This window comes from Sphingomonas sp. BL-S-29, assembly GCF_055521495.1.
On sequence record NZ_CM145482.1, the window covers coordinates 4,957,470 to 4,978,269 of the forward strand.

A 20,800-nucleotide genomic window follows, 5' to 3' on the forward strand; every position below is an offset into this window, starting at 1 on the left:
TCTTTCCGAGAATATGAACGAAAGCGCGATCAACTTTTTCCAGTTCGTGGGGCTCAGGCGCACGGAACTGGATGTCGTAGTTGGATCGGATTGGCTCAACGGCTCTCTCAAACCGATTCTCCAGGAGAAGCCAAACGCGCCCGTTGGCTCGCTCGAAAAGATCCTCCAGCGCGGTTTGGTCACATTCGAAAAAGCGCTGGCCGTCCACGCTAAACTTCGCTGTCGTACAGTTGAACAAGCGAACGGCATCGGATGGGTGCTTGCGTCGAACCGTCTCATGCTCGCCGGGCTCGACGCCAGCCAACTGGAGAAATGGACGCTGCCCTACGTGTGACGTGGCCAAGTGATCCGAGAGTTCGATAGGGAGCGAAAAAAGGGAGAAACAAAAGGGACATGAATGCCCCGGCACATGCGCTGCTCTCGTCCCATCCACTTGCGTCGTGCCGGCGAGAAATCGCTCGATATCACCTTCTAGGACCCACCCCAATGTCGGCATTGGTCAGCTTTCCTCCAATCGTAGTAAGCTGAGAAACGGCAACCGACCAGGTTTAGTACGGAAGCTATCTCGCAATCACATTGTGGGCGACACTGGACAACGGCCTTCTAGCAAATTGGAGTGCCGCTAAAGAGGTATAGCGTCGGTCGAGCCAATTTCACTACCCTAAACCGCCCCAAGCTGGACCCAAACGGTTTCCCGACCCAAAGGCCCTTCCGCAGCAAGTTTCGGATTTCCCTCGTGGAAGGACTGGTGCCGCTTACAGGACTCGAACCTGTGACCCCCGCATTACGAATGCGATGCTCTACCAACTGAGCTAAAGCGGCATATCCCGGTGCGGCCCGTGGACGGGCGTTCGCGAGGGGGCGGCGCTTATCATCTGGTTCGACGGCTGACAAGCGCTCACGCCAGCGAACGGTCGCCGCTTTACACAAGATTTACCACATCCGGTGCACACCGCTTGGGTAACGGGCTGGGACAAGCCCTTAAGGGTGGCAATCGCATGGATAAGGTCCGCGGTTTCGAAGACGGTCGGGCGCCCGGGCGCGATCCCGATTCGGCGGCGGGCGGCGTCGACCGTCCGCGACCCGCGATCGGCACCGACGAGCGGCGCCTGCATGTCCGCGCCTATCATCGCTGGGTCTCGCTGCTGCGCGGTCGCGCCTGTCCGTCGATCGAGGATCTCGATGCCGCGACGATCGCCGATTTCGGCCCGCACAGCGTATTGCTCGATGTCGCGGGGGGCGCCGCCGATCCGGCGATCGTCTGGGTTGGCCGGCGCCTGCGCGAGGAATGCGGGCTCGACCAGGACCTCGCGCACATCGCCGCGATACCCGACCGATCGCTGCTGTCGCGCCTGACCGACCAGTATCGCCGGATCATCGCCGATCGCGCGCCGATCGACTTCGAGGAGGAATTCGTCGACTGGCGCGGTCACGATACGCTGTGCCGCGGCGTCCTGATGCCCTTTTCGTCGGGCGGGAGGTCGGTCGACTATATCTATGGCGTGATCAGCTGGAAGCAGCTGGTCGACGCCAGGACCCAGGCGATGCTGGATGCCGAGCTCGGCGCCGCGCGCCGCGCCGTCGCCGGGCCGTTCGCGACGGCCATGGCCTGGCCGGGCGACGCGGAAGAGCGGGTCGGCCGCGGGATCGGGTCGAGGGCCCCCGCCGGCCGGCTGGCCGAGCAGCTGCTGCGCGCGCGACAGGCCGCGGCGGCGGTCGGCGACAGACGGACGGGCGCCACGCTCCACCACGCGCTGGGCCTGGCGCATGACGTCGCGCTCGCCGCCGATGCCGATCCCGCCGCCTATGCGCTGCTGCTCGAGCGTGCCGGGATCGCGGTTCAGCTGCGCGCGCCGATGATGCCGGTGGTGACGCTCGTCTTCGGCGCCGACGGCGACAGGGCACGGCTTGCCGACTATGCCGCGATCCTCTCCCATGCCCGTCGCCTCGGCGTAGCCCCGGGGGGCCTGGCGGCGTTCCTCGACGGGTTCGAGGGCGGGATCAGGGGCGTGATCAGGGCCGAGCGCCGGGCGACAAGACCGGTATCCGCCACACCGATCGCCGCGCGGTCGCGCGGCGGCGACATGGTCTCGCTCAGCTGATCGCCGGCGGATCGCTCGCCGGGAAACTCTCCTCCAAGGCTTCGTCGAGCTGCTCGTCGAGGTGGCGCGCCCGCGCCGAGCCGCCGAGCCAGCGCGCCAGGTTGGCCACGTAGAGCCGCGCCGAGCGCAGCGCCTCGGGGGTCGCGACCAGGCTTCCGCCGGGCGGCTCGCTGACGAAGCTCGGCGCGCCGAGCGCCACGTCCCAATTGTAATCGACGAAATGATGGAAGGTCGATTGCGCGACCGCCGGGCCGGCGCCGCCCTGCGGCTCGAACGCCACCGCGATCGCGAACTCCGCCCCGGTCACCTTGCTGCGCCCGGTGGCGATGACGCGCGCGCTGTCGTCGTCGGACGGCGCGGAGACATCGCCTTCGTGCGGATGCGCCGGCAGATAGCGCAGATGGCCGTCCGGCGACCCGGGATCGGCGAGCAACGGATGGACCGGCGCCACCGGCTCGATCTCCTGATAATCGCCGTTCGCGCCCGAATGGAAATTCGGCCACAGGATGCTCGTCGTATAGGGATCGTCGACCGCCTGGCGCGCCGGATCGGGATCGACATTGTGCGTGTGGAAATGATGCGCCGCACCGACCCCGCCCAGGTCGCAGACCGAGGAGCCCAGGTCCATATGATCGCGCGAGACGAGCAGCCCGCCGCCGGCGGCGCGAAAGCGGCTGATCGCCGCGCATTCGGCCGCGTTCAGCCCGTCGCCGACATCGACCGCGAACAGCCAGAGCTGGTCGAAATCGCTCTCGTCGATCCGCGCCAGCACGGGATCGTCGGTGCCGGGCGGGGCGGCGCGGTCGCGCGCGGTCACCTCGTAGAGCGGCGCGCCGTCATAGTCCCGCGCGCGCTCGAGCAGGTCGCGCAGCACGGAGAAGCGCGCGATGCTCCAGTCGTCCTCGGCGGGTTCGATCGTCGTCTGCAACAGGATGCGAAGGGGGGTCGTCACTGGCTCGCTCCTCGGTGGATCGGCGGAGGCCAGCAGCCCCCGCCCAGGGCGAAGATAGGATGCACGATCCGCATTTCATCCTGCACCAAGGTGTTAATTGACGCTGGCAACACGCTGTCCCTAGGCGCACCCTGCCGTGCCGGCGACAGTCGCGGGCATCGAGTCGGGCAAAACGGGGCAAGAAAGACAGGGACGTGGCGGAATATGTCTTCAAGCCGCACGAACGGCCCACCCTGCCGGGCTCCCCGGCCAATCCCGATCATCCCGCGCGCCGCCGTGTCCTCTACTTCCTGATCGGCTGCCTGGTCGGCCTGACCGGCGGGCTGGGCAACGCGCTGGTCACGGTCAATCTGAACTTCGCGCAAGGGACGCTGGGCCTCAACAGCGACGAGAGCGCCTGGCTGACCGGCGCCTATTTCATGACCAACATCACGGCGAACCTGCTGCTGGTGAAATACCGCCAGCAATTCGGGCTGCAGCCGTTCATCCGCTACACGCTCGGCGCCTATGCCGCGATCACGCTGCTGCACCTGTTCGTCCATGGTTTCTGGACCTCGGTCGCGGTGCGCGCGGTGAGCGGGGTCGCGGCGAGCGGCCTTTCCACGCTCACCATCCTCTATTTCTTCCAGGCGATGCCCGCGCCGAAACGGCTGGCGGCGGTGATGATCGGCATTTCCATCCCGCAGCTCGCCGCGCCGCTCGCGCGGGTCTTCTCGCCCCGGCTGCTCGAATGGGGCGACTGGCACAATCTCTACTGGTTCGAATTCGGGCTGGCGCTCGCGACCCTGTCCGCGGTGATGAGCCTGCCGCTGCCGCCGAGCGAGCGCGAGAAAGTGTTCGAGCCGCTCGACTTCCTCACCTTCGGCCTGCTCGCGCCGGGGCTGTGGCTGCTGATCGCGGTGCTGTCCGAAGGGCGCATCGAATGGTGGACGGAGCGGGCCTGGATGGGCTGGTCGCTCGCCGCCAGCATCGCGCTGATCGCGGGCGCGCTGATCGTCGAGCATCGCCGCGCCAACCCGCTGATCAACACCCGCTGGCTCGCCACGCGCGAAGTGGTGCGGCTGATGGCGGTGGCGGCGTCGGTGCGCGTGCTGCTGTCGGAACAGGCCTATGGCTCGGTCGGGCTGCTCACCGTTCTCGGCATGATCAACGACCAGATGGTGGTGCTGAACGTGATCGTCGTGCTCGCCTCGATTGCCGGGCTCGTCACCGCCGTCCTGACCTTCCGCCCCGACAATGTCGCCCGCCCGATCACCATCGCGGTCGTGCTGATCGTCATCGCGTCCTTCATGGATGCCGATGCGAACAACCTGACGCGGCCGAGCAGCTTCTATCTCAGCCAGGCGCTGATCGGCTTCGCTTCCTTGCTGTTCCTGGCGCAGGCAATGGTCATCGGCATCGCGCGCACGCTGCTGGCGGGCGGGCGCAACTTCATCAGCTTCGTCGTGCTGTTCAGCATCAGCCAGAGCATGGGCGGGCTGGTCGGCAACGCGCTGCTCGGCACGTTCCAGGTGGTGCGCGAGAAATATCATTCGCATGAGCTGGTCCAGCGCATCGTGATGACCGACCCGCTGGTCGCGGCGCGGGTGCGCGCGGGCGGCGGCGCGGTGACCGGCGTGGTCGGCGACCCGGCGCTGCGCAGCGCGGAGGGCGCCGCCATCCTGGCACAGCAGGTCGCGCGGGAGGCGAACATCCTCGCCTTCAACGACGTGTTCCTGCTGGTCGGGGTGCTCGCGATCTTCGTGGCGCTATGGGGTTATGCGATCCGCTGGTCGATCCGGCGGCGGGGCGAAAAATCGCCGGTCGTGCTGCTGCAACAGGCAATGCTGAAGGCACAAGAGGCACAGGCGCAACAGGGGCAATGAGATGAGCGACACCGAAGCCAAAGCGCCACCACCCGAAGCCGCGCCCGCCGCGGCGCTGCCCGCGGAAGCGGCGCCCAGCGCCTGGCGCCCGGCGACCAAGTCCACCCCGGTGATCGTGGTGATCCTGGTGGTGGCGATCGCCGCGATCCTGACCATCCTCTATGCCTGGCGCCTGCCGCCCTTCGCCGGGTGGAGCGAGCGGACCGACAATGCCTATGTCCGCGGCCGGGTGACGATCATCAGCCCGCAGGTCAGCGGTTACGTCACCGAAGTGCCGGTGCAGGACTTCGCCGAGGTGAAGGCGGGCCAGGTGCTCGCGACGATCGACGACCGCATCTACCGCGCGCGCGTCGCCCAGGCCGAGGCGAATGTCGCCGCGCAACAGGCCGCGCTCGCCAATTCGAGCCAGACGCAGCGATCGCGCGAGGTCGCGATCCAGAGCCAGGATGCCGGCATCGCCAATGCCAGCGCCCAGCTGGTCCGCGCCCAGGCGGACATGAAGCGCGCCCAGGCGCTGGTCGCCGATGGCTCCATCTCGACGCGCGAATTCGACCAGACCCGCGCCACCCTGCTCGCCGCGGAGGCGGGGGTGCGCCAGGCCCAGGCGAGCCGGTCGATCGGCACGCAGGACGTGCGCACCGTGGTGGTCGGCCGCGGCGGGCTGGAGGCGTCGGTCGAGGCGGCGCGGGCGCAGCTGCGCCTCGCGCAGATCGACCTCGACAACACCATCATCCGCGCGCCCGAGGCGGGCCAGCTGTCCGAGATCGGGGTGCGGCGCGGCGCCTATGTCACGGCGGGCACGCAATTGCTGTTCCTCGTGCCGCACAATGTGTGGGTCGTCGCCAATTACAAGGAAGCGCAGACGCGCGACATGGCGATCGGCCAGAGCGCGCGGTTCAAGGTCGACGCGCTGGGCAATGCGGCGCTGACCGGTCATGTCGAGAACATGGCGCCGGCCGCCGGATCCGAATTCGCGGTGCTGAAATCGGACAATGCGACGGGCAATTTCGTGAAGGTGGCGCAGCGTATCGCGGTGCGCATCCGCATCGACCCGAACCAGCCGCTCGCGGCGCGGCTGCGCCCCGGCATGTCGGTGGAGCTGAGCATCGACACGCGCGGCGGCAAGCGCTGATGATGCGCCCCTCCCCCCCGGTCGCACCGCTCGCCCTGCTGCTGCTCGCCTCCTGCGCCGGCCCGGCGGTGGAAACCGCGAGCGTCGCCCCGCTCGCCCCGCCGCCCGCCTGGCGCACCGATGCGGGGCCCGTCGCCCCGCTCGACCGCGCCTGGTGGCAGGCGTTCGGCGACCCCGTGCTCACCGCGCTGGTCGAGAAGGCGCTGGCCAACAACCCGGACATCGCCATCGCCGCCGGCCGCATCCGCGAGGCGCGCGCCAATCTCGCCCTTGCCCGGTCGCAGATGCTGCCGGCGATCGATGCCGGGCTCAGCGGCGGCCGATCGCGCTCGGTCAACGCGTTCGGCCAGCCGGTCGAGCAGAATGCGGCGCAGCCCCAGCTCCAGGCGAGCTACGAGATCGACCTGTTCGGCCGCCTCGCCGACCAGCGCGCCGCCGCGCGCGACGCCTGGCTGGCGAGCGAAGCGGCGCGCGACACCGTCCGGCTCTCGGTCGCGGCGGCGACGGCGAGCGGCTATGTCACCCTGCGCGGGCTCGACGCGCGGCTGGAGGTCGCCCGCTCCACCCTTGCCGCGCGCACCGAGTCGCTGCGCATCGCCCGGTCGCGCGTCGGCCGGGGCTATTCGCCCAAGCTCGAGCTGCAACAGGCCGAGGCCGAATATGAGGCTACCGCGCAGATCATCCCCCAGATCCAGCTCGGCATCGCGCGCACCGAGGATGTGCTGAGCACGCTGACCGGCGAGACCCCGCAGGCGATCGCGCGCGGCCTGGCGCTCGACGCGCTGGCCGAGCCCGCCATCCCGGCCGGCCTGCCGTCCGAGCTGCTGCGCCGCCGCCCCGACGTGGCGCAGGCCGAATATCAGCTCGCCGCGACCGACAAGTCGCTCGCCGCCGCGCGCAAACGCTTCCTGCCCCAAATTCGGCTCACCGCCGCGGCGGGCGCGGCCTTTTCCACCTTGCTGCAGGACCCGATCACCATCTGGTCGCTCGGCGGCAGCGTGCTCGCGCCGATCTTCGAGGGCGGGCGCCTGACCGCCCAGGCCGAGGCGGCGGGGGCGCAGCGCGACCAGGCCGCCTTCGCCTATCGCCGCGCCGCGCTGACCGCGTTCCGCGAGGTGGAGGACGCGCTGGCCGCGGCTGCCCGGCTCGACGAACAGGCCGCCTCCGCCCGGCGCCAGCGCGACGCGCTGGCCGAGGGGCTGCGCCTCGCCACCAACCGTTACCGCGAGGGTTATTCGCCCTATCTCGAACAGCTCGATGCGCAGCGCGGGCTGCTCGGCGCGCAGCTCTCGCTGCTCCAGGTCCGCACCGACGCGCTGACCGCGCGCATCCAGCTCTACCAGGCGATGGGCGGCGGCTGGTCGATGTGCCTGCCCGATGCCGCGACCTGCGACCCGGCCAGGCTGAACCCGACCCCCTGATACCCGTCGCGCGCGGTTCATCTTCGCGGCGCTATCGGGGGCCGAACCGAGATTGGAGACAATATGGTTTCGTTCCCGAAGATCGCCCTGGCCGCGGCCTTGCTGAGCCTCGGCGCCTGCGCCGCCCCCGGCACCCCGCCCGCGACCGAAACCCCGCCTGCCCCCCACTCCGCTAACGCAGAGACGATCGCGGTCTCGGTCGGCCCGTGCTTCGGCTTCTGCCCGGTCTATAGCGTCGCGGTGAGCCCGGCCGGCACGGTGACCTTCACCGGCGAGCGCCACACCGCCGAGCTGGGCGTGAAGACCCGCGAGGCCGGCCCCGCCAGCTACCGCGCGCTCGCCGCCGCGCTCGCGGCCTATCGCCCCGCCACCGGCACGACCGCCGACACCCAGTGCGACACGCGGATCAGCGACCAGTCGCACACGCGCATCACCTGGACCGCGCCCGACGCCGGCGTGACGACCCTGCAGCACGACAAAGGCTGCCGCTCCGCCGCCAACGACCGGCTCAACGCGCTGCTGCAGGACCTGCCGGCGCGGCTGGGCATCGAGCCCTGGACACGCCAGACGACCCGGCCGGGGGTGTCGCGGGGGTGAGCCCCTTTTCGGCGGCTATAGGCCCAGCAGCGCGCGAAGCTTGGCCTGCACCTCGGCGAGCGCCGCCGGCGAAATCGCACCCTTCCGGGTCGCCCCGCGCGCACGCCAGTCAAGGCTCTTGATCTGGTCCGCCAGGACCACGCTCGGGGGGTTGTGGCTTTCGACGACTTCGAAGGGATAGCCCTTGATCTTCGACGTCATCGGGCAGCAGATCATCATCCCGCGCGGACCATTGTAGCGGGCGGGCGACAGCACCAGCGCCGGTCGATGACCAGCCTGCTCATGCCCGGCCTGCGGATCGAAGCGGAGCCAGACGATGTCGCCCATATCCGGCACATAGGCGCGGGCACTCGCCCGCCCTTTGACGCCTGGCTTGCCGGCGGCCGAACCGGCCGGCTTCACCAAATCTCCTCTCCCACCGGCTGCCCGGAATCGATCTCGTCGGGGAAGGTATCCGGCGTCATCCGGTCTAGGAGCGAATCCAGGTCGTACGACGGCGTCGACACCGGCTCGATGACGATACGGCCGTCATCTTCCCGGATATCCACCTCCTGGTCGACGCGCAGCGCCGCCGACGCCATGATCGACGCCGGAATGCGGACGGAGGCACTGTTGCCCCATTTCTTCACCTGAACACGCATGGCCAACCTCACGTATCTACATTCGTGATACATAAGCCATCGCCATCCCGAGTCAATCGATGCGCGCCCGGCCAACGTCGTCTGCGGCGGTTCCGCAGGCGGAGGCGCCGACCTCCGCTTGCGGAAGGGGCGTCTCTCTTTCCCCGGCGAAGTGCTGGAAAAAAAATCATGGCCGACAACCAAACAGCCCGAATCGAAAGGGCGCCAAAGCAGGTCCCTCCGACGTCATTCGTAGCTGATAAGCCGCCACAGCGAACCCTTGCCAAAGGCGTGAAAGCGACTCCCCTTTTCGTACCGGTGCGTCGTGGTCGGCGTGGCGCCCACTTTCCAAATGCCGGTTTCGGGACAGATTTCGCCAGCACGCCCGGTGGTTCCGATAGGCATCCTCATTGGGCCTTCTCCCGCGACGGATTGTCGGACATTGCCCCAGGGAGCAGCCTCCTGGCGTTGCGGCCTGGATGCGCCGCGAGGCGATCGGCCCTGATGGTGCCGCGAAACCACCAGGACCAACCGGAGGGACCAGGCCGTTGGTGCGGCCTCGCCTTCATCTGTTCTACCCCCGCTTTGTTTGCCGGCCCGGCAGAGTCAGTTTCCAACGGATAATGTCCGTCAGAATTGGGGAAATGTCGATTGCTCAGCATTCCCCGCACAGGCGGGCACGCAAAGCGACGGGTGCAAATCTCTGCAACAAGCGCGCCCTCCCGTATAGCCACTTTCCATTCGGGCTAGACACTCATCTAGCGCCACCCTATCTTCCCCATCGAGGAACCACCCAATGTCACGCGCCGATCACATCCAGTTCAACGTCCGCTCGGCCTATGCCCGGGCCCGCGCGCACGAACTCGCCAAACTGACCGGCATGACCGCCACCCAGATCGTGGAGGAGGCCCTGCGCGGCTATGTCCCCCCGGGCGCCGCGGCGACCGCCGGCCGGCTCGTCCGGCGCGGCCCGCTGATGGTGCAACCCGCCACGGGCAGGAAGATCAGCCAGGCGGAAGCGGACGCGGCGCTGGACGTGGTGCGCGGCGGCGATCGTGAAGATTGACGCGCTGCTCGACACCAATGTCGTCATCGCGATGCTGGTCGAGGCGCACGAACACCACGCCCCTTCCCTCGCCCTGTTGACCAGCGACAAGCCCGCCCGCTACGCCGTCGCCGCGCACAGCTATGCGGAGGCCTATGCCACGCTGACCCGCACCGGCCCGCACGCCCCCTTCCAGCTCACCGCCGCCGAGGCGTGGGCCGCGCTGGAAAGCGTCCGCGCCGTCACGGCGCTGGTGGGGCTGACACCGCCACAGAGCTTCGAGGCGGTGCGAGCCTATGCGCAAGGCGGTGGGATCGGGGCACGGCTCTACGATCGGCTGATCGGGGAGGCCGCCGTTGCGCATGATATTCCGGCGATCGTGACGTGGAATGTGCGGCATATGCGCGGGCTGTTTCCGGGGTTGAGCGTGGTCACGCCCGGTGAGCGGAGGTAGGGTTCAGCTGTAATTTCACCCGTCATTGTTTCTCGGGATTAGTTCTGCGCGGCATCACCGGGATAGTGATCGAAGATCCACTCGTACGTCCGAGCCGCTTTGGCTTCCCAGATTTCATCGCCATAGGCAGGCGGCAGAGCATCTAGCGATTGCTGGATGGCGCTGCGGACGGCAGCCTTCGCCCGCTCCTTGAGGCGCCAGTCCAGCACCAGTTTTTCGCGCTTCAATGTATCGAGCATTGTCTTTGCGACCTGCTTCACCAGCCCAAGCTCATCCGCGTTCAGCTCTGGCTCCGGCTTGGTGAGGATGTCGACGATGGCGAGTTCCTCTTCGGTCAGCCCCTCGCGGATGGCCCGGCTGTCTTCTTCGTCCAGGTCACGGATGAAGTTCATCAGCGCCTCGAACAGGCGCTCCACGTTGAGGCTGCCGGCATTATATTCCGCAATCAGTTCCTGGAAACGTTCGACCAGCGATGACCGGGTGGGATTGAGCGCCGCCAGTTCCTCCAGCTTCTGCTCGATCGCGGTCCGCAACCGCTGCGTCTGGGTTCGTTTCTGCCCCTTGGCGAATTGCTCACGGAGCTTGTCAAAATCGATGCGCGAGAGGTCGAAAAGCCCTGTCATGTCGTCGCCCGAGCGCACAGGCGCGTTGATCTCGATACCGAGAATCGCCTCGTCCAGCAGAGCCTCGATAGCCTCGGCCACACGCTGCACGTTCGCCTTCTTCGCGGGGTCTTCGCGCAGCGAGCGGACCTTTTCGGCCATGACATGCAGGACGGCTGCCTCCACGCGCCACTGATCGGCCGCCGGATCGGGAAGCACCGACTTGAACAAGGTCCAGACAGTCCCCGCGTGCCGCAGAAAGGCCTGTTGCTCCGGATCGGTGCCCATGACCGCTTCGACCGCTTCGGACAGCTTCGCAATCCGATCGAAACCCTTCGCCTTCACCACGGCATGCGGATCGACGCCCCGGACGCTGCAGAAGGTCATCGCGTCGTCCACCGCTTGCTTGAGACGGGTGACCAAAGCAGCCTTGTCCTCGATCGGCTCGGCGCCCTCGGTCGAAGGCTGGGCATAGATCGCCAGCGCCTTTTGCAGGTTCCGGAACACGCCGACATAATCGACGATCAGCCCGGCCGACTTGCCCGGCGCGGTGCGGTTGGCGCGGGCGATGGTCTGCATCAGCGAATGATTCTTCATCGGCTTGTCGAGATAGACGGTCGAGCACGTCGGCACGTCGAAGCCGGTGATCCACATCGCACAGACGAAGACTAGGCGCAGCGGATCGGCCGGCGCCTTGAACTTCTCGTCCAGATCCTCCTTCACCATCCGCTCGCGGTGCGGCCGGATATCCAGCCCCTTCGCTGCCATGTCGGCGATCTCGTTCTGCCCCTGGCTGACGACCACCGCCATGTCGGTTTCGTGCAACCATTGGAGCTCGGCCTGTGCCGCCTCGCGCACCTCACCGGCCAGCGACCCGATCGCCTTGGCCTTTTCGGCGAGCGCCGCGTCCCAGGCCGCCCGCACCTTGCCGTGCATCCGCACGGCGGTTTCCTTGTCGATGGCGATGAACATCGCCTTGCCGCGATAACCGCGCCCCATGAAGTGGCGGACGACATCCTCGGCGATCCGGTCGAGTCGGTCCTCGCGCTTGATCAGGCTGTACTGGCGGGCCAGCTTGCGTTCGAGCGCCTTGTCATCCTCGTCATCGAGGTCCGCCTCGGCAACGATCGCCTCGACCGCTTCGTCAAGATCGTCGACGGCGAGCTGCAATTCGGGAATGCGGTTCTCGTAATAGAGCGGAACCGTCGCCCCATCCTCGACCGACTGGGTGAAATTATAGACCGAAATGTAGTCGCCGAAGACCTCCCGGGTCTTTTCCTCGCCCGCCATCAGCGGCGTGCCGGTAAAGCCGATAAAGGCAGCATTGGGCAGTGCCCGGCGCATGTTCGAGGCCAGCACGTCATATTGGCTGCGATGCGCCTCGTCGGTGACGACGATGATGTCGTCGCGCAGCGACAGCTCGGGATAGGTCTCGCCCATCTCCGTCCCGAATTTCTGGATCAGCGTGAAGATGAAGCGCGCATTGCCCGCCAGCAGCGTCTTCAAATGCGCCCGGCTCTGCGCCTGCACTTGCGGCAGGGGCAGCGAGAAGGCGCCGCAGGCCTGGAAGAATTCCGCGATCTGGGTGTCCAGTTCCTGCCGATCGGTGACGATCAGGAAGGTCCAGCCGCCCGGCCGGGTGCGTAGCACCTTCTGGGTGAAGGCAAGCATGGAAAGCGACTTGCCAGAACCCTGCGTGTGCCAGAACACGCCGAGCCTGCCGCCCTTCGCCCTGCCGATCTCCGCGACGGCCTTGTTCACGCCGAGATATTGGTGGTTCTGCGCGATCTTCTTGATCAGCCCGTCGCGGGTTTCCTCGAACACGACGAAATTCTCGACGATGTCGAGCAGCCGTTCGGGCGAGCAGGCGGCGGCGAGCACGGTATCGAGGCTGACGATACCCTTCGCGCCCTCGTCATCGATGCGCTTCCATTCCTTGAAATGGCCCCATGTGGCAAAGGGCGCGCCGATCCGGGCATCGTCTCCGTTGGAAAGCAGAACGATGCCGTTGCCCGAGAAGATGTGGGGCACGGCATCGCGATAATCGCGCAAATTCTGGTCATAGGCGGCGTGGGCGTTGCGGTGGCTGGCCTTGAGCTCGATGAACAACAGGGGGATACCGTTGACGAAGCCGACCAGATCGGGACGGCGCTTGTGGATCTCGCTGGCGATCCAGAATTGCTGGGCGATCAGCATGTCGTTGGCGCGTGGATCGCGCCAATCGATCACGCGGGCGATACGGGTCTCGCTGGTGCCGTCGGGCAGCGTGGTGCGCACGTCCACGCCGTCGCGCAACAGACCCATGACTTCGCGATTGGCGGCGACGGGGTTCATGTCTCCCCGGTTGCGCATCAGCTCATCGAGCACGGCACCGACGGCATCCACGTCGAGGTTCGGGTTCAACCGCGCGATGGCCGCGCGCAGTGGGCCGGGCAGCATCGCCTGGCGAAAGCTGGTGCGCCCGGTGCGCGGATCGGGCGCAAGGGCGAGCGGGTTCTCGGTGTAGAGGTTTTCGTGCCGCCATCCCAGCTCGACTAGACGCGCGACCGCCGGGTCTTCGACCATCGGCCCTTCACCGAATGCCGATAGCACCCGACCGAACGATTCCTCGCGCGTCGGATAGCGACCAGGATCGTCAGGGTCGGTCGGCGGCATCATCTGGCGGCGGTCTCCAGGGCTTCCTCGACGGCGCGGACTTCGATTTCACCAGAGATCAGCTTGGGCAGAAGCAGGTCGCGTGTCGTGCGGAGGTCGGTATTGGCGTCTGCCAACGACCTGATCATCGCAAACATGGGGCTTGCAGCATCGCCGAACTTTCCGAGTTGCTCTAGGTTGGGGGCAGAAATCTCGAATTGCGCGACCGCTGCACTGCTCACGCGTTGCCGCCCAGTTGCACCGCTCATGCTCTTGATGGCGTGCTCGCGGAAGGCGTCTGAGCGCGCAAGGCAATAAACGAACTCGGGCGGCACGGACCGTCCGCGCATCACAATGAATTCCGTCGAGCCGAATCCCGCTTCGCCGTCTGAAAGGAAATCGACAAAGGCAGTCTTTCCATTTTCAAGACACGGCGTGATCCTGGCTAGTAGCGTGTCACCATTCAAGAACTTGGAACCCGCGTTTCCTGCACGCTCTTCCCATTCCGATACTACCATAGAATTGGTCGGTACACACGGCATCGGAAGAAATGGCTTATGCCCTTCTTTGAGCAATTTTGTCTTTGGATCGAAATCAATTAGAGTATCGACACGAACTAGTGCGGCATCTCTGACATCACCTTCCCGACCAAACCACCCCTCGAATAGGCGGCGCGCCATATCTTCAAGGATGGCGATGCGCCGCGTGTTGTTTTCGATCAGTTCGTCATAGGCGGACAGGATGTCCGCAATGCGGTGTTGGATTGGGAGCTTGGGAAGCCGGATTGGGAACCTTGGAAATGAGCTCAGCGGGATTCGATCCACCGTAGCTCCAGACAGCCGATTACGTTCGATGGTTTCCCGCCATTCCCTGGAGAAAAAGCTGTAGAATATGAAACGGTAGTCAGCGACGTCTGGATTCGGCCGGATCAATGCTACTCTTCTTCCCAGACAACCATCGAAATCGTCGGGGATGATGGCATAGCGATTCAACGTGGCTTCGTATGTAAAGACAATATCTTTGGGCTGCGGCGTAACTCGCTTTGTCCATTGTGCAAACTGGTCGTCGGCGATCCGGCGTGCGTTGGACAAATCGAGATGGCCATCATCTGTGATGTTCCCGATGCCCAAAAAGATTCGGCCGTCCTCGGTCGGCCTCGGCGTTCCATGAGGGCCGTCATATAGGCCCAAATATGTATCGGCCATTTTTGCGATCGGCCACTTCACGCGAGCAACTCCGCCACGTTCAGCGCAATCCGCCCCTGCAATTCCGTTGCCTCGCCGTTCAGCCGCTCCAGTTCTTCCTGCAAGGCTTCCAGCCGTTCCTTGAAGTCCTCGGTGCCCGCCTCACCGTCAGCAACGCCGACATAGCGGCCGGGATTGAGCGACCAGCCCTGCGCCTCGATATCCTTGTGCGAGGCCACGCGGCACAGGCCGGGAACGTCGACATATTTCTCCAACCCGCCCAGCCGTTCGCGCAGCAAGGCAGTCGAACCGAACGCCAACTCCGGCTCGTCGCCGCGCCACAGGCGGACGATATTGGCGAGGAACTCGATCTGCTCGTCGCGGAAATCGCGGTGGGCGCGGTCGACCTGGTTGAACACGTGGCGCGCATCGATGAACAGCACCTTGTCGGCACGGTTCGTTCGCGGCTTGGCGCGGTCAAAGAACCACAACGTACAGGGCAACGTCACCGTCAGGAAGAAATTGGGGCCGACCGAGACGATCACGTCCACCGCCCCGCTTTCGATCAGCTTGCGCCGGATTTCCGCCTCGCTGCCACGCGCGTCCGCCGCGCTGTTCGCCATGACGAAGCCGGCGCGGCCATGGTCGTTCAGCGCCGAATAAAACTGGCTGATCCAGATGTAATTGCCGTTGTCCGTGCTGGGCAGGCCGAAGGGGAAGCGTGGTTTGACCACCTCGGTCCCGCTCGCGGTCACGGTTTTCAGCTTGGCCTTGTCCACGCCCGCAACGTTGAACGGCGGGTTGGCCATGACGAAATCGAACCCGCCGACCAGCGGCACGCCTTTGAACGCCTGCGGCGCGTCATCATAATAGCTGTTGGTATCGGCGATAGTGCCGGACAGGCCGTGGACCGCCAGGTTCATCTTGGCGAGGCGGATCGTTTCCTTGGTCTTTTCCATGCCGAACAGGCTGATCTCCTTGTCCGGCGCCCGCTGATGGCGCTTCACGAAATCCGCCGAGTGGACGAACATGCCCGCCGATCCGCAGGCCGGATCAAGGATGCGGCCATGGAAGGGCTCGATGATCTCGACGATCAGGCGGACGATAGAGCTGGGGGTGTAGAACTCCCCGCCCTTCTGCATCTCCTGCTTGGCGAACTCGCCCATGAAATATTCATAGACATGACCGAAGGCATCGCCGTCGATCTCGAGCGGCTGGAGCAGGCGGACCAGCTCGATCAGCGTGTCCTTGGGGATTTCATTGAAGTTCTTCGGCAGGACATCCTCAAGCTCGATATTGTCGCGTTCGATATCGCGCATCGCATTGTTGAGCGCGCGGCCGACATCGGCATCCTCGGGCAGGCCGAGCAGATAGGAAAAGCGCGCCTCGGGGGAGAGGTAGATCACGCCCTGCGCCTTGTAGTCGTCAGGCCCCGGCTTGAGCCGCGAGCCGGGGCGCGGCGCCAGCGTCTTCTCCACCTGCGCAAACTGTCCTTCGGCATAGCGCAGGAACAGCAGGCCGAGCACCGGGCGGCTATATTCGGAGGGTTTCAGACCGGAATTGGCGCGGAGCTGATCCGCCATCTTGAACAGGCTACGCTCAATAACGCTTGCTTCGGTTGCCACATTTCCCCCGGGGTCAGGTCTCGTTGATGAAGGCTCTAACGGGCCGTGAGCGAAGCGGCAAAGGCTGTCTGAGATTCCAGCTGAACCGTTTTAGCTGGTGGCCTCAAAGCGCTTGTTGACGGCGGGTACAAACTCCCGTCCAACGGAGACGGCGAGTCGAACTTGACCAAGCCGGGCGGGGATAGCGAAAATGTATAAGCCAGGCGGAACAATTGCGGCAGCGCTCGAGAAAATTCAGCGTAAGACTTATGTTCTTCCGGCCATCCAACGTGAATTCGTTTGGAAGCCGGAGCAGATCGAGCGACTTTTCGATAGCTTGATGCAGGGCTACCCGTTCGGAACTTTTCTATTTTGGACTGTAAAGCCGGAGACAAGCGGTAAGTTCAAATTCTATGATTTCGTGCTCAACTTTCATCAGCGTGATGCGGCGCATTGCCCGGAACTGCCGCCACTGCACGATCAAACCGTAACTGCCGTTCTCGATGGGCAGCAGCGCCTGACCGCACTTAACATCGGCCTGCGTGGATCGATGGCGATGAAGCTACCCAGCAAATGGTGGAACAACCCGGACGCATTTCCAAAACGATCCTTGCGGCTCAACCTACTCGCCTCGGCCGAGCCGGATGAGGACGGACTCGTCTATGATTTTCGGTTTCTCGATGACGCACAAGTGGAACGGGACGAAGGCGCGTTCTGGTATAAAGTTCCCGATATCATGGCGGTTAATGATTCCGCCGATCTGAACGATTTTCTGGTGGACGCCGGGCTTTCAGGCGACGCACTCAAGGCCGCATTCCGGATGCTTACCAAGCTGTATCATGTGGTGAAAACCAACCAACTCATCAATTACTATGAGGAGGAAGGGCAGGATGTCGAACGCGTACTCAACATTTTCATTCGCCTGAATTCGGGCGGGACTATCTTGTCCTACTCCGACCTTCTGCTCAGCGTCGCCGTGGCGCAGTGGAAGAAAATCGATGCGCGATCGGAGATCCACTCACTCGTGGATGAGATCAACCGTATTGGGACCGGCTTTGCGCTGAGTCAGGACTTCGTGCTCAAAGCCGGACTGATGCTCTCCGACATAGCGAGCGTTGGGTTCAAGGTAGAGAATTTCACACAGGCCAATATGGAGCGGCTGGAAGCCAATTGGCCCGCGATCCGCGCAGCGCTGGTTCGAACAGTCGAACTCGCCTCTAGCTTCGGGCTGAACGGTCAGACGCTGCGCGCTGACAGCGCCCTGTTGCCGATCGCCTACTATCTCTATCATCGCAAAGCACCTGCAAATTACTCGCTAAGCAACCAGTTTGCGACCGACCGGGCGACGATTCACTCATGGCTGATCCGCTCATTGCTGAAAGCCTCGGGCATCTGGGGAAGCGGCCTCGATACACTCCTCACGGCGTTGCGCGACGTAATCCAGCAGAAGGGCGACGACGCTTTTCCGGCCGTCGAGCTGGAGCAGGTCATGGATTCCCGCGGTAAGGCGCTTTCATTCTCCCCAGCCGAGGTCGAGGACATGCTGTCGCTGCAATATGGCGATAAGCGAATGTTTGCGCTCCTCTCCCTCCTGTTTCCGTTCGTCAATCTGCGGAATCAGTTTCACATGGACCATGTGTTCCCGATTTCGCGTTTTACGGAGGCCCGCTTGCGAAAGTCGGGTGTACAAGAGAACCAAATTGAGGCGCTGGCCCGAAAGGCAAATGAATTGCCGAATCTGCAGCTCCTTGAAGGGACAGCGAATACTGAAAAACGCGATGCGCTACCAAAGACCTGGCTTTTAGCCCACTACCCAAACCCCGGTGACCGCGCACATTACAGCGCAATGCACGATCTTGGCGAGGTGCCAGAAACCATGGAGGATTTTGAACGGTTTTACACCGATCGTCGTGAGCGGCTTCGCTCACGGATCGCGACCGTTCTTGGCGTGTAAAAGGGGCCGGACCATGGCGAAACATGATGAGCCATACCTATCGGTTGTTGTGGAGAGCTTTGTCCCGCGATCCACTGCAGGAAAACATGGTAGGGTTCACATCCGGCCAGTTGTCGGTGGGCCCTTCTCACCGACATTAGCTGTCGAATGCGCGAAGTCGCTATGCACCGATTATCCAGTCGGTACGCGCTTCAGGCTGCAAGCCAAATTGACAGATCGCGAAGGCGGCGGGCAGTACCTTTATTCTTCGTGGCGGTGGCGCGTCGAGGTGCTTCCTGACTAGACGTCCCGCGCTCCAGAGAATCTCTGGGCGCTCGCCCTAACCCTTCATCATATTGATTTATATCAATAATTTTGTCAGACATCAAATGCCACAATGTCACCAACCCTCCTGACATTCCCAACACCCACCCCTTGATTCAAACCTCCCCCCACCAGCGCTATCCACAGCGCCATGACCTACGAACCCGCCTTTGCCGATCAGGCCCGCCACCTCTGCCGCCTCGGCGCCACCGATGACGAACTCGCCGAGCATTTCGATGTGTGCGTCCGCACCATCTACCGCTGGCGCAACACCCATGAGGAGTTCGCCAAAGCTGTCGTAGCGGGCAAGGAGCATGCCGACGCCCGCGTCGAGCGCGCGCTCTATTGCCGCGCCGTCGGGTGCAGCGTGGAGCGCACCAGGGTGTTCAAGCACGTCGGCGATCCGGATCCCGTCTACGCGACCTACCAGCTCCATCTGCCGCCCGATCCCAACGCCGCGTTGCAATGGCTCCGCGTCCGCAATCCGAAGAAATGGCGCATGGCCGAGGAGGAAAGGAGCGATTTCAGCGCCGCCCGGATGGTCGAAAAGGCGCTCGCCCGCGTCGCCGAGCACAAGCGCGCCCAGTTCCCGCCGCCGCCGGGCGGAGAACAGCCGCCCGGGCCCATTGCCGGCCCTGTCCCCGCCCCCCTCTACATTCCCGTCAAAGCTCATATGAGGAGTCGCCGCGATGGCTGACGATGCCGGCTGTGACGCGCTGTTCGAACAAATGCTCGATTATGCGCATGATCCCCTCGGCCATGCCCGGATGGCCTATTGCTGGGGCGAAGGTCCGCTCGCCGGCGTCTCGGGCCCGCGCGCGTGGCAGCGCGAGGTGATGGAGACGATCGGCGCGCATCTGTCCGATCCCGCCACGCGGCACATGCCGTGCCGCATCGCGCGTGCTTCCGGCCACGGCATCGGCAAGTCGGCGCTGATCGCGATGCTGATCAAATGGGGGCTCGACACCGGCATCGACACGCGCATCGTCGCCACCGCCAATACCGAGGTGCAGCTGCTGACCAAGACCGCGCCGGAGATCGTAAAATGGCATAATCTGTCGATCACGAAGGACTGGTTCAGCGCGACGGCGACGTCGCTCGTCTCCACCGTGGCGGGGCACGACCGGAGCTGGCGGTGCGATCTCGTCACCTGGAGCGTCGCCAATACCGAGGCGTTCGCCGGGCTGCACAACCAGGGCAAGCGCATCATCCTGATCTTCGACGAGGCATCGGGCATCGCGCCGAAAGTGTGGGAGGTGGCGCTGGGCGCGCTGACCGACGAGGGGACCGAGATCCTGTTCCTCGCCTTCGGCAACCCGACGCACAATACGGGGCCTTTCCGCGACTGTTTCGGGCGGCACCGGCATTTGTGGAACGGGCGGCAGATCGACAGCCGCTCGGTCGAGGGGGTGAACCGCGCCTATCTCGACGAGCTGGTCGCGACGTACGGCGAGGACAGCGACGTGGTGCGGGTGCGGGTGCGCGGGCAATTCCCGTCCAACTCCTCGATGCAGTTCATCGGGCATGACCTGGTCGCGGCGGCGCGGGCACGCGAGCTGTTCGGCGGGGTGACCTGGGATCCGGTGATCTTCGGCCTGGATTGCGCGCGCTTCGGCGACGATCATTCGACCCTTGCCATCCGCTGCGGGCGGGATGCGCGGACGCGGCCGTGGAAACGCTGGCAGGGAGTGGACGCAATGACCATGGCGGGCGACGTCGCGCTGCAGGTGCAGGGCTTCCATCCCGATGCGATCTTCGTCGATGCCGGCAATATCGGCGGCGCGGTGGTCGACCGGCTGCGCCAGCTCGGCGTGCCCAACGTGCATGAGGTGTGGTTCGGCGGCAAGGGCCGCGAGGCGATCTGGGCCGGCGAGATGCGGGTGCAATGCGCCAACAAGCGCTCCGAGATGTGGACCAACATGCGCGGCTGGCTGTCCGGCGGGGCGATCCCCGACGAGGAGGCGCTGGCGGCCGATTTGACCGGGGTCGAATATGGCTATGCCGCGGACCAGGTGTCGATCCTGCTCGAGAAGAAGGAGCATATGAAGGCGCGCGGGCTGGGCTCCCCCGACGATGCCGACGCGCTGGCGCTGACCTTCGCCGAACCGGTGCTGCACCGCGATCCGAGCTGGCTCGACCCGTCGCGCTACGGCGTGACGGAGCAAAGGCGGAGCCGGGACGAGGAGGAGGACCTCTACCGCGACCTGGACGACGGCTACGATCTCTACCGCGAGCTGCGGGAGGACTATTACTAACTCCTCCCCGACACGGGGAGGGGGACCATTCGCTTCTTCAGCGAATGGTGGAGGGGGCTCTCCACAGCCGTACCGT

17 protein-coding genes and 1 tRNA gene are annotated in these 20,800 nt (G+C 64.9%); 11 read left to right on the forward strand and 7 right to left on the reverse strand.

All coding sequences use genetic code 11. The annotated features are described in order from the left end of the window. Positions 1-13 precede the first annotated feature (13 nt). A complete protein-coding gene (locus tag ACZ1I2_RS23425) occupies positions 14-334 on the forward strand; it encodes a hypothetical protein (protein WP_465175640.1) in 321 nt (106 codons plus the stop codon). Positions 335-746: 412 nt separating this feature from the next. Here ACZ1I2_RS23425 and ACZ1I2_RS23430 read toward each other — a convergent pair. Next, positions 747-822 (reverse strand) — tRNA-Thr (locus tag ACZ1I2_RS23430). 176 nt (positions 823-998) lie between these two features. Here ACZ1I2_RS23430 and ACZ1I2_RS23435 point away from each other — a divergent pair. After that, positions 999-2,102, forward strand: coding sequence for a PAS domain-containing protein (locus ACZ1I2_RS23435; RefSeq protein WP_465175639.1), 1,104 nt, complete (start codon positions 999-1,001; stop codon positions 2,100-2,102). On the opposite strand, the gene ACZ1I2_RS23440 is transcribed toward ACZ1I2_RS23435, so the two are convergent. Next, a complete protein-coding gene (locus ACZ1I2_RS23440) occupies positions 2,095-3,054 on the reverse strand; it encodes a hypothetical protein (protein WP_465175638.1) in 960 nt (319 codons plus the stop codon). The two genes, ACZ1I2_RS23435 and ACZ1I2_RS23440, sit on opposite strands and share 8 nt — an antisense overlap. Before the next feature lie 194 nt (positions 3,055-3,248). Here ACZ1I2_RS23440 and ACZ1I2_RS23445 point away from each other — a divergent pair, with 194 nt between their 5' ends. From ACZ1I2_RS23445 to ACZ1I2_RS23460, 4 genes are all read left to right on the forward strand, one after another. After that, positions 3,249-4,919, forward strand: coding sequence for an MFS transporter (locus tag ACZ1I2_RS23445; RefSeq protein ID WP_465175637.1), 1,671 nt, complete (start codon positions 3,249-3,251; stop codon positions 4,917-4,919). Position 4,920: 1 nt separating this feature from the next. After that, positions 4,921-6,051, forward strand: coding sequence for an HlyD family secretion protein (locus tag ACZ1I2_RS23450; RefSeq protein WP_465175636.1), 1,131 nt, complete (start codon positions 4,921-4,923; stop codon positions 6,049-6,051). Continuing rightward, on the forward strand, positions 6,051-7,472 hold the full coding sequence (locus ACZ1I2_RS23455; RefSeq protein ID WP_465175635.1) for an efflux transporter outer membrane subunit: 1,422 nt from the start codon (positions 6,051-6,053) through the stop codon (positions 7,470-7,472). The genes ACZ1I2_RS23450 and ACZ1I2_RS23455 overlap by 1 nt, the downstream gene beginning before the upstream one ends. Before the next feature lie 63 nt (positions 7,473-7,535). Further along, complete coding sequence (locus ACZ1I2_RS23460) at positions 7,536-8,069, forward strand: DUF6438 domain-containing protein (RefSeq protein WP_465175634.1); 534 nt, start codon at positions 7,536-7,538, stop codon at positions 8,067-8,069. 15 nt (positions 8,070-8,084) lie between these two features. Here the strand turns inward: ACZ1I2_RS23460 and mazF are convergent, their stop codons facing one another. Continuing rightward, on the reverse strand, positions 8,085-8,471 hold the full coding sequence (gene mazF, locus ACZ1I2_RS23465; protein WP_465177093.1) for an endoribonuclease MazF: 387 nt from the start codon (positions 8,469-8,471) through the stop codon (positions 8,085-8,087). Next, positions 8,468-8,710 carry an AbrB/MazE/SpoVT family DNA-binding domain-containing protein gene (locus ACZ1I2_RS23470; RefSeq protein ID WP_465175633.1) on the reverse strand — a complete coding sequence of 81 codons (243 nt, stop codon included), beginning with the start codon at positions 8,708-8,710 and terminating at the stop codon, positions 8,468-8,470. The genes mazF and ACZ1I2_RS23470 overlap by 4 nt, the downstream gene beginning before the upstream one ends. Positions 8,711-9,485: 775 nt before the next feature. On the opposite strand from ACZ1I2_RS23470, the gene ACZ1I2_RS23475 reads away from it, so the two are divergent. Beyond that, complete coding sequence (locus ACZ1I2_RS23475) at positions 9,486-9,755, forward strand: hypothetical protein (RefSeq protein ID WP_465175632.1); 270 nt, start codon at positions 9,486-9,488, stop codon at positions 9,753-9,755. Continuing rightward, positions 9,745-10,188, forward strand: a complete 444-nt coding sequence (locus ACZ1I2_RS23480) for a type II toxin-antitoxin system VapC family toxin (RefSeq protein WP_465175631.1) — start codon at positions 9,745-9,747, stop codon at positions 10,186-10,188. The genes ACZ1I2_RS23475 and ACZ1I2_RS23480 overlap by 11 nt, the downstream gene beginning before the upstream one ends. Positions 10,189-10,226: 38 nt before the next feature. Here the strand turns inward: ACZ1I2_RS23480 and ACZ1I2_RS23485 are convergent, their stop codons facing one another. The 3 genes from ACZ1I2_RS23485 to ACZ1I2_RS23495 are packed head-to-tail and all read right to left on the reverse strand — an operon-like array spanning position 10,227 to position 16,191. Beyond that, positions 10,227-13,448: a type I restriction endonuclease subunit R gene (locus ACZ1I2_RS23485; protein ID WP_465175630.1), complete on the reverse strand. Its 3,222-nt coding sequence runs from the start codon at positions 13,446-13,448 to the stop codon at positions 10,227-10,229. Continuing rightward, entirely contained in the window at positions 13,445-14,650 is a 1,206-nt protein-coding gene (locus tag ACZ1I2_RS23490) for a restriction endonuclease subunit S (protein WP_465175629.1), read from the reverse strand. The genes ACZ1I2_RS23485 and ACZ1I2_RS23490 overlap by 4 nt, the downstream gene beginning before the upstream one ends. After that, a complete protein-coding gene (locus ACZ1I2_RS23495; protein ID WP_465181544.1) occupies positions 14,647-16,191 on the reverse strand; it encodes a type I restriction-modification system subunit M in 1,545 nt (514 codons plus the stop codon). Before ACZ1I2_RS23495 ends, ACZ1I2_RS23490 begins: the two co-directional genes overlap by 4 nt. Before the next feature lie 232 nt (positions 16,192-16,423). Here ACZ1I2_RS23495 and ACZ1I2_RS23500 point away from each other — a divergent pair, with 232 nt between their 5' ends. The 3 genes from ACZ1I2_RS23500 (at position 16,424) to ACZ1I2_RS23510 (ending at position 20,724) form a co-directional block, all read left to right on the forward strand. Then, positions 16,424-18,166 carry a DUF262 domain-containing protein gene (locus ACZ1I2_RS23500; RefSeq protein ID WP_465175627.1) on the forward strand — a complete coding sequence of 581 codons (1,743 nt, stop codon included), beginning with the start codon at positions 16,424-16,426 and terminating at the stop codon, positions 18,164-18,166. Positions 18,167-18,620: 454 nt separating this feature from the next. Further along, a complete protein-coding gene (locus ACZ1I2_RS23505; RefSeq protein WP_465175626.1) occupies positions 18,621-19,166 on the forward strand; it encodes a helix-turn-helix domain-containing protein in 546 nt (181 codons plus the stop codon). Beyond that, positions 19,159-20,724: a terminase gene (locus ACZ1I2_RS23510; protein WP_465175625.1), complete on the forward strand. Its 1,566-nt coding sequence runs from the start codon at positions 19,159-19,161 to the stop codon at positions 20,722-20,724. The genes ACZ1I2_RS23505 and ACZ1I2_RS23510 overlap by 8 nt, the downstream gene beginning before the upstream one ends. Positions 20,725-20,800: the final 76 nt, after the last annotated feature.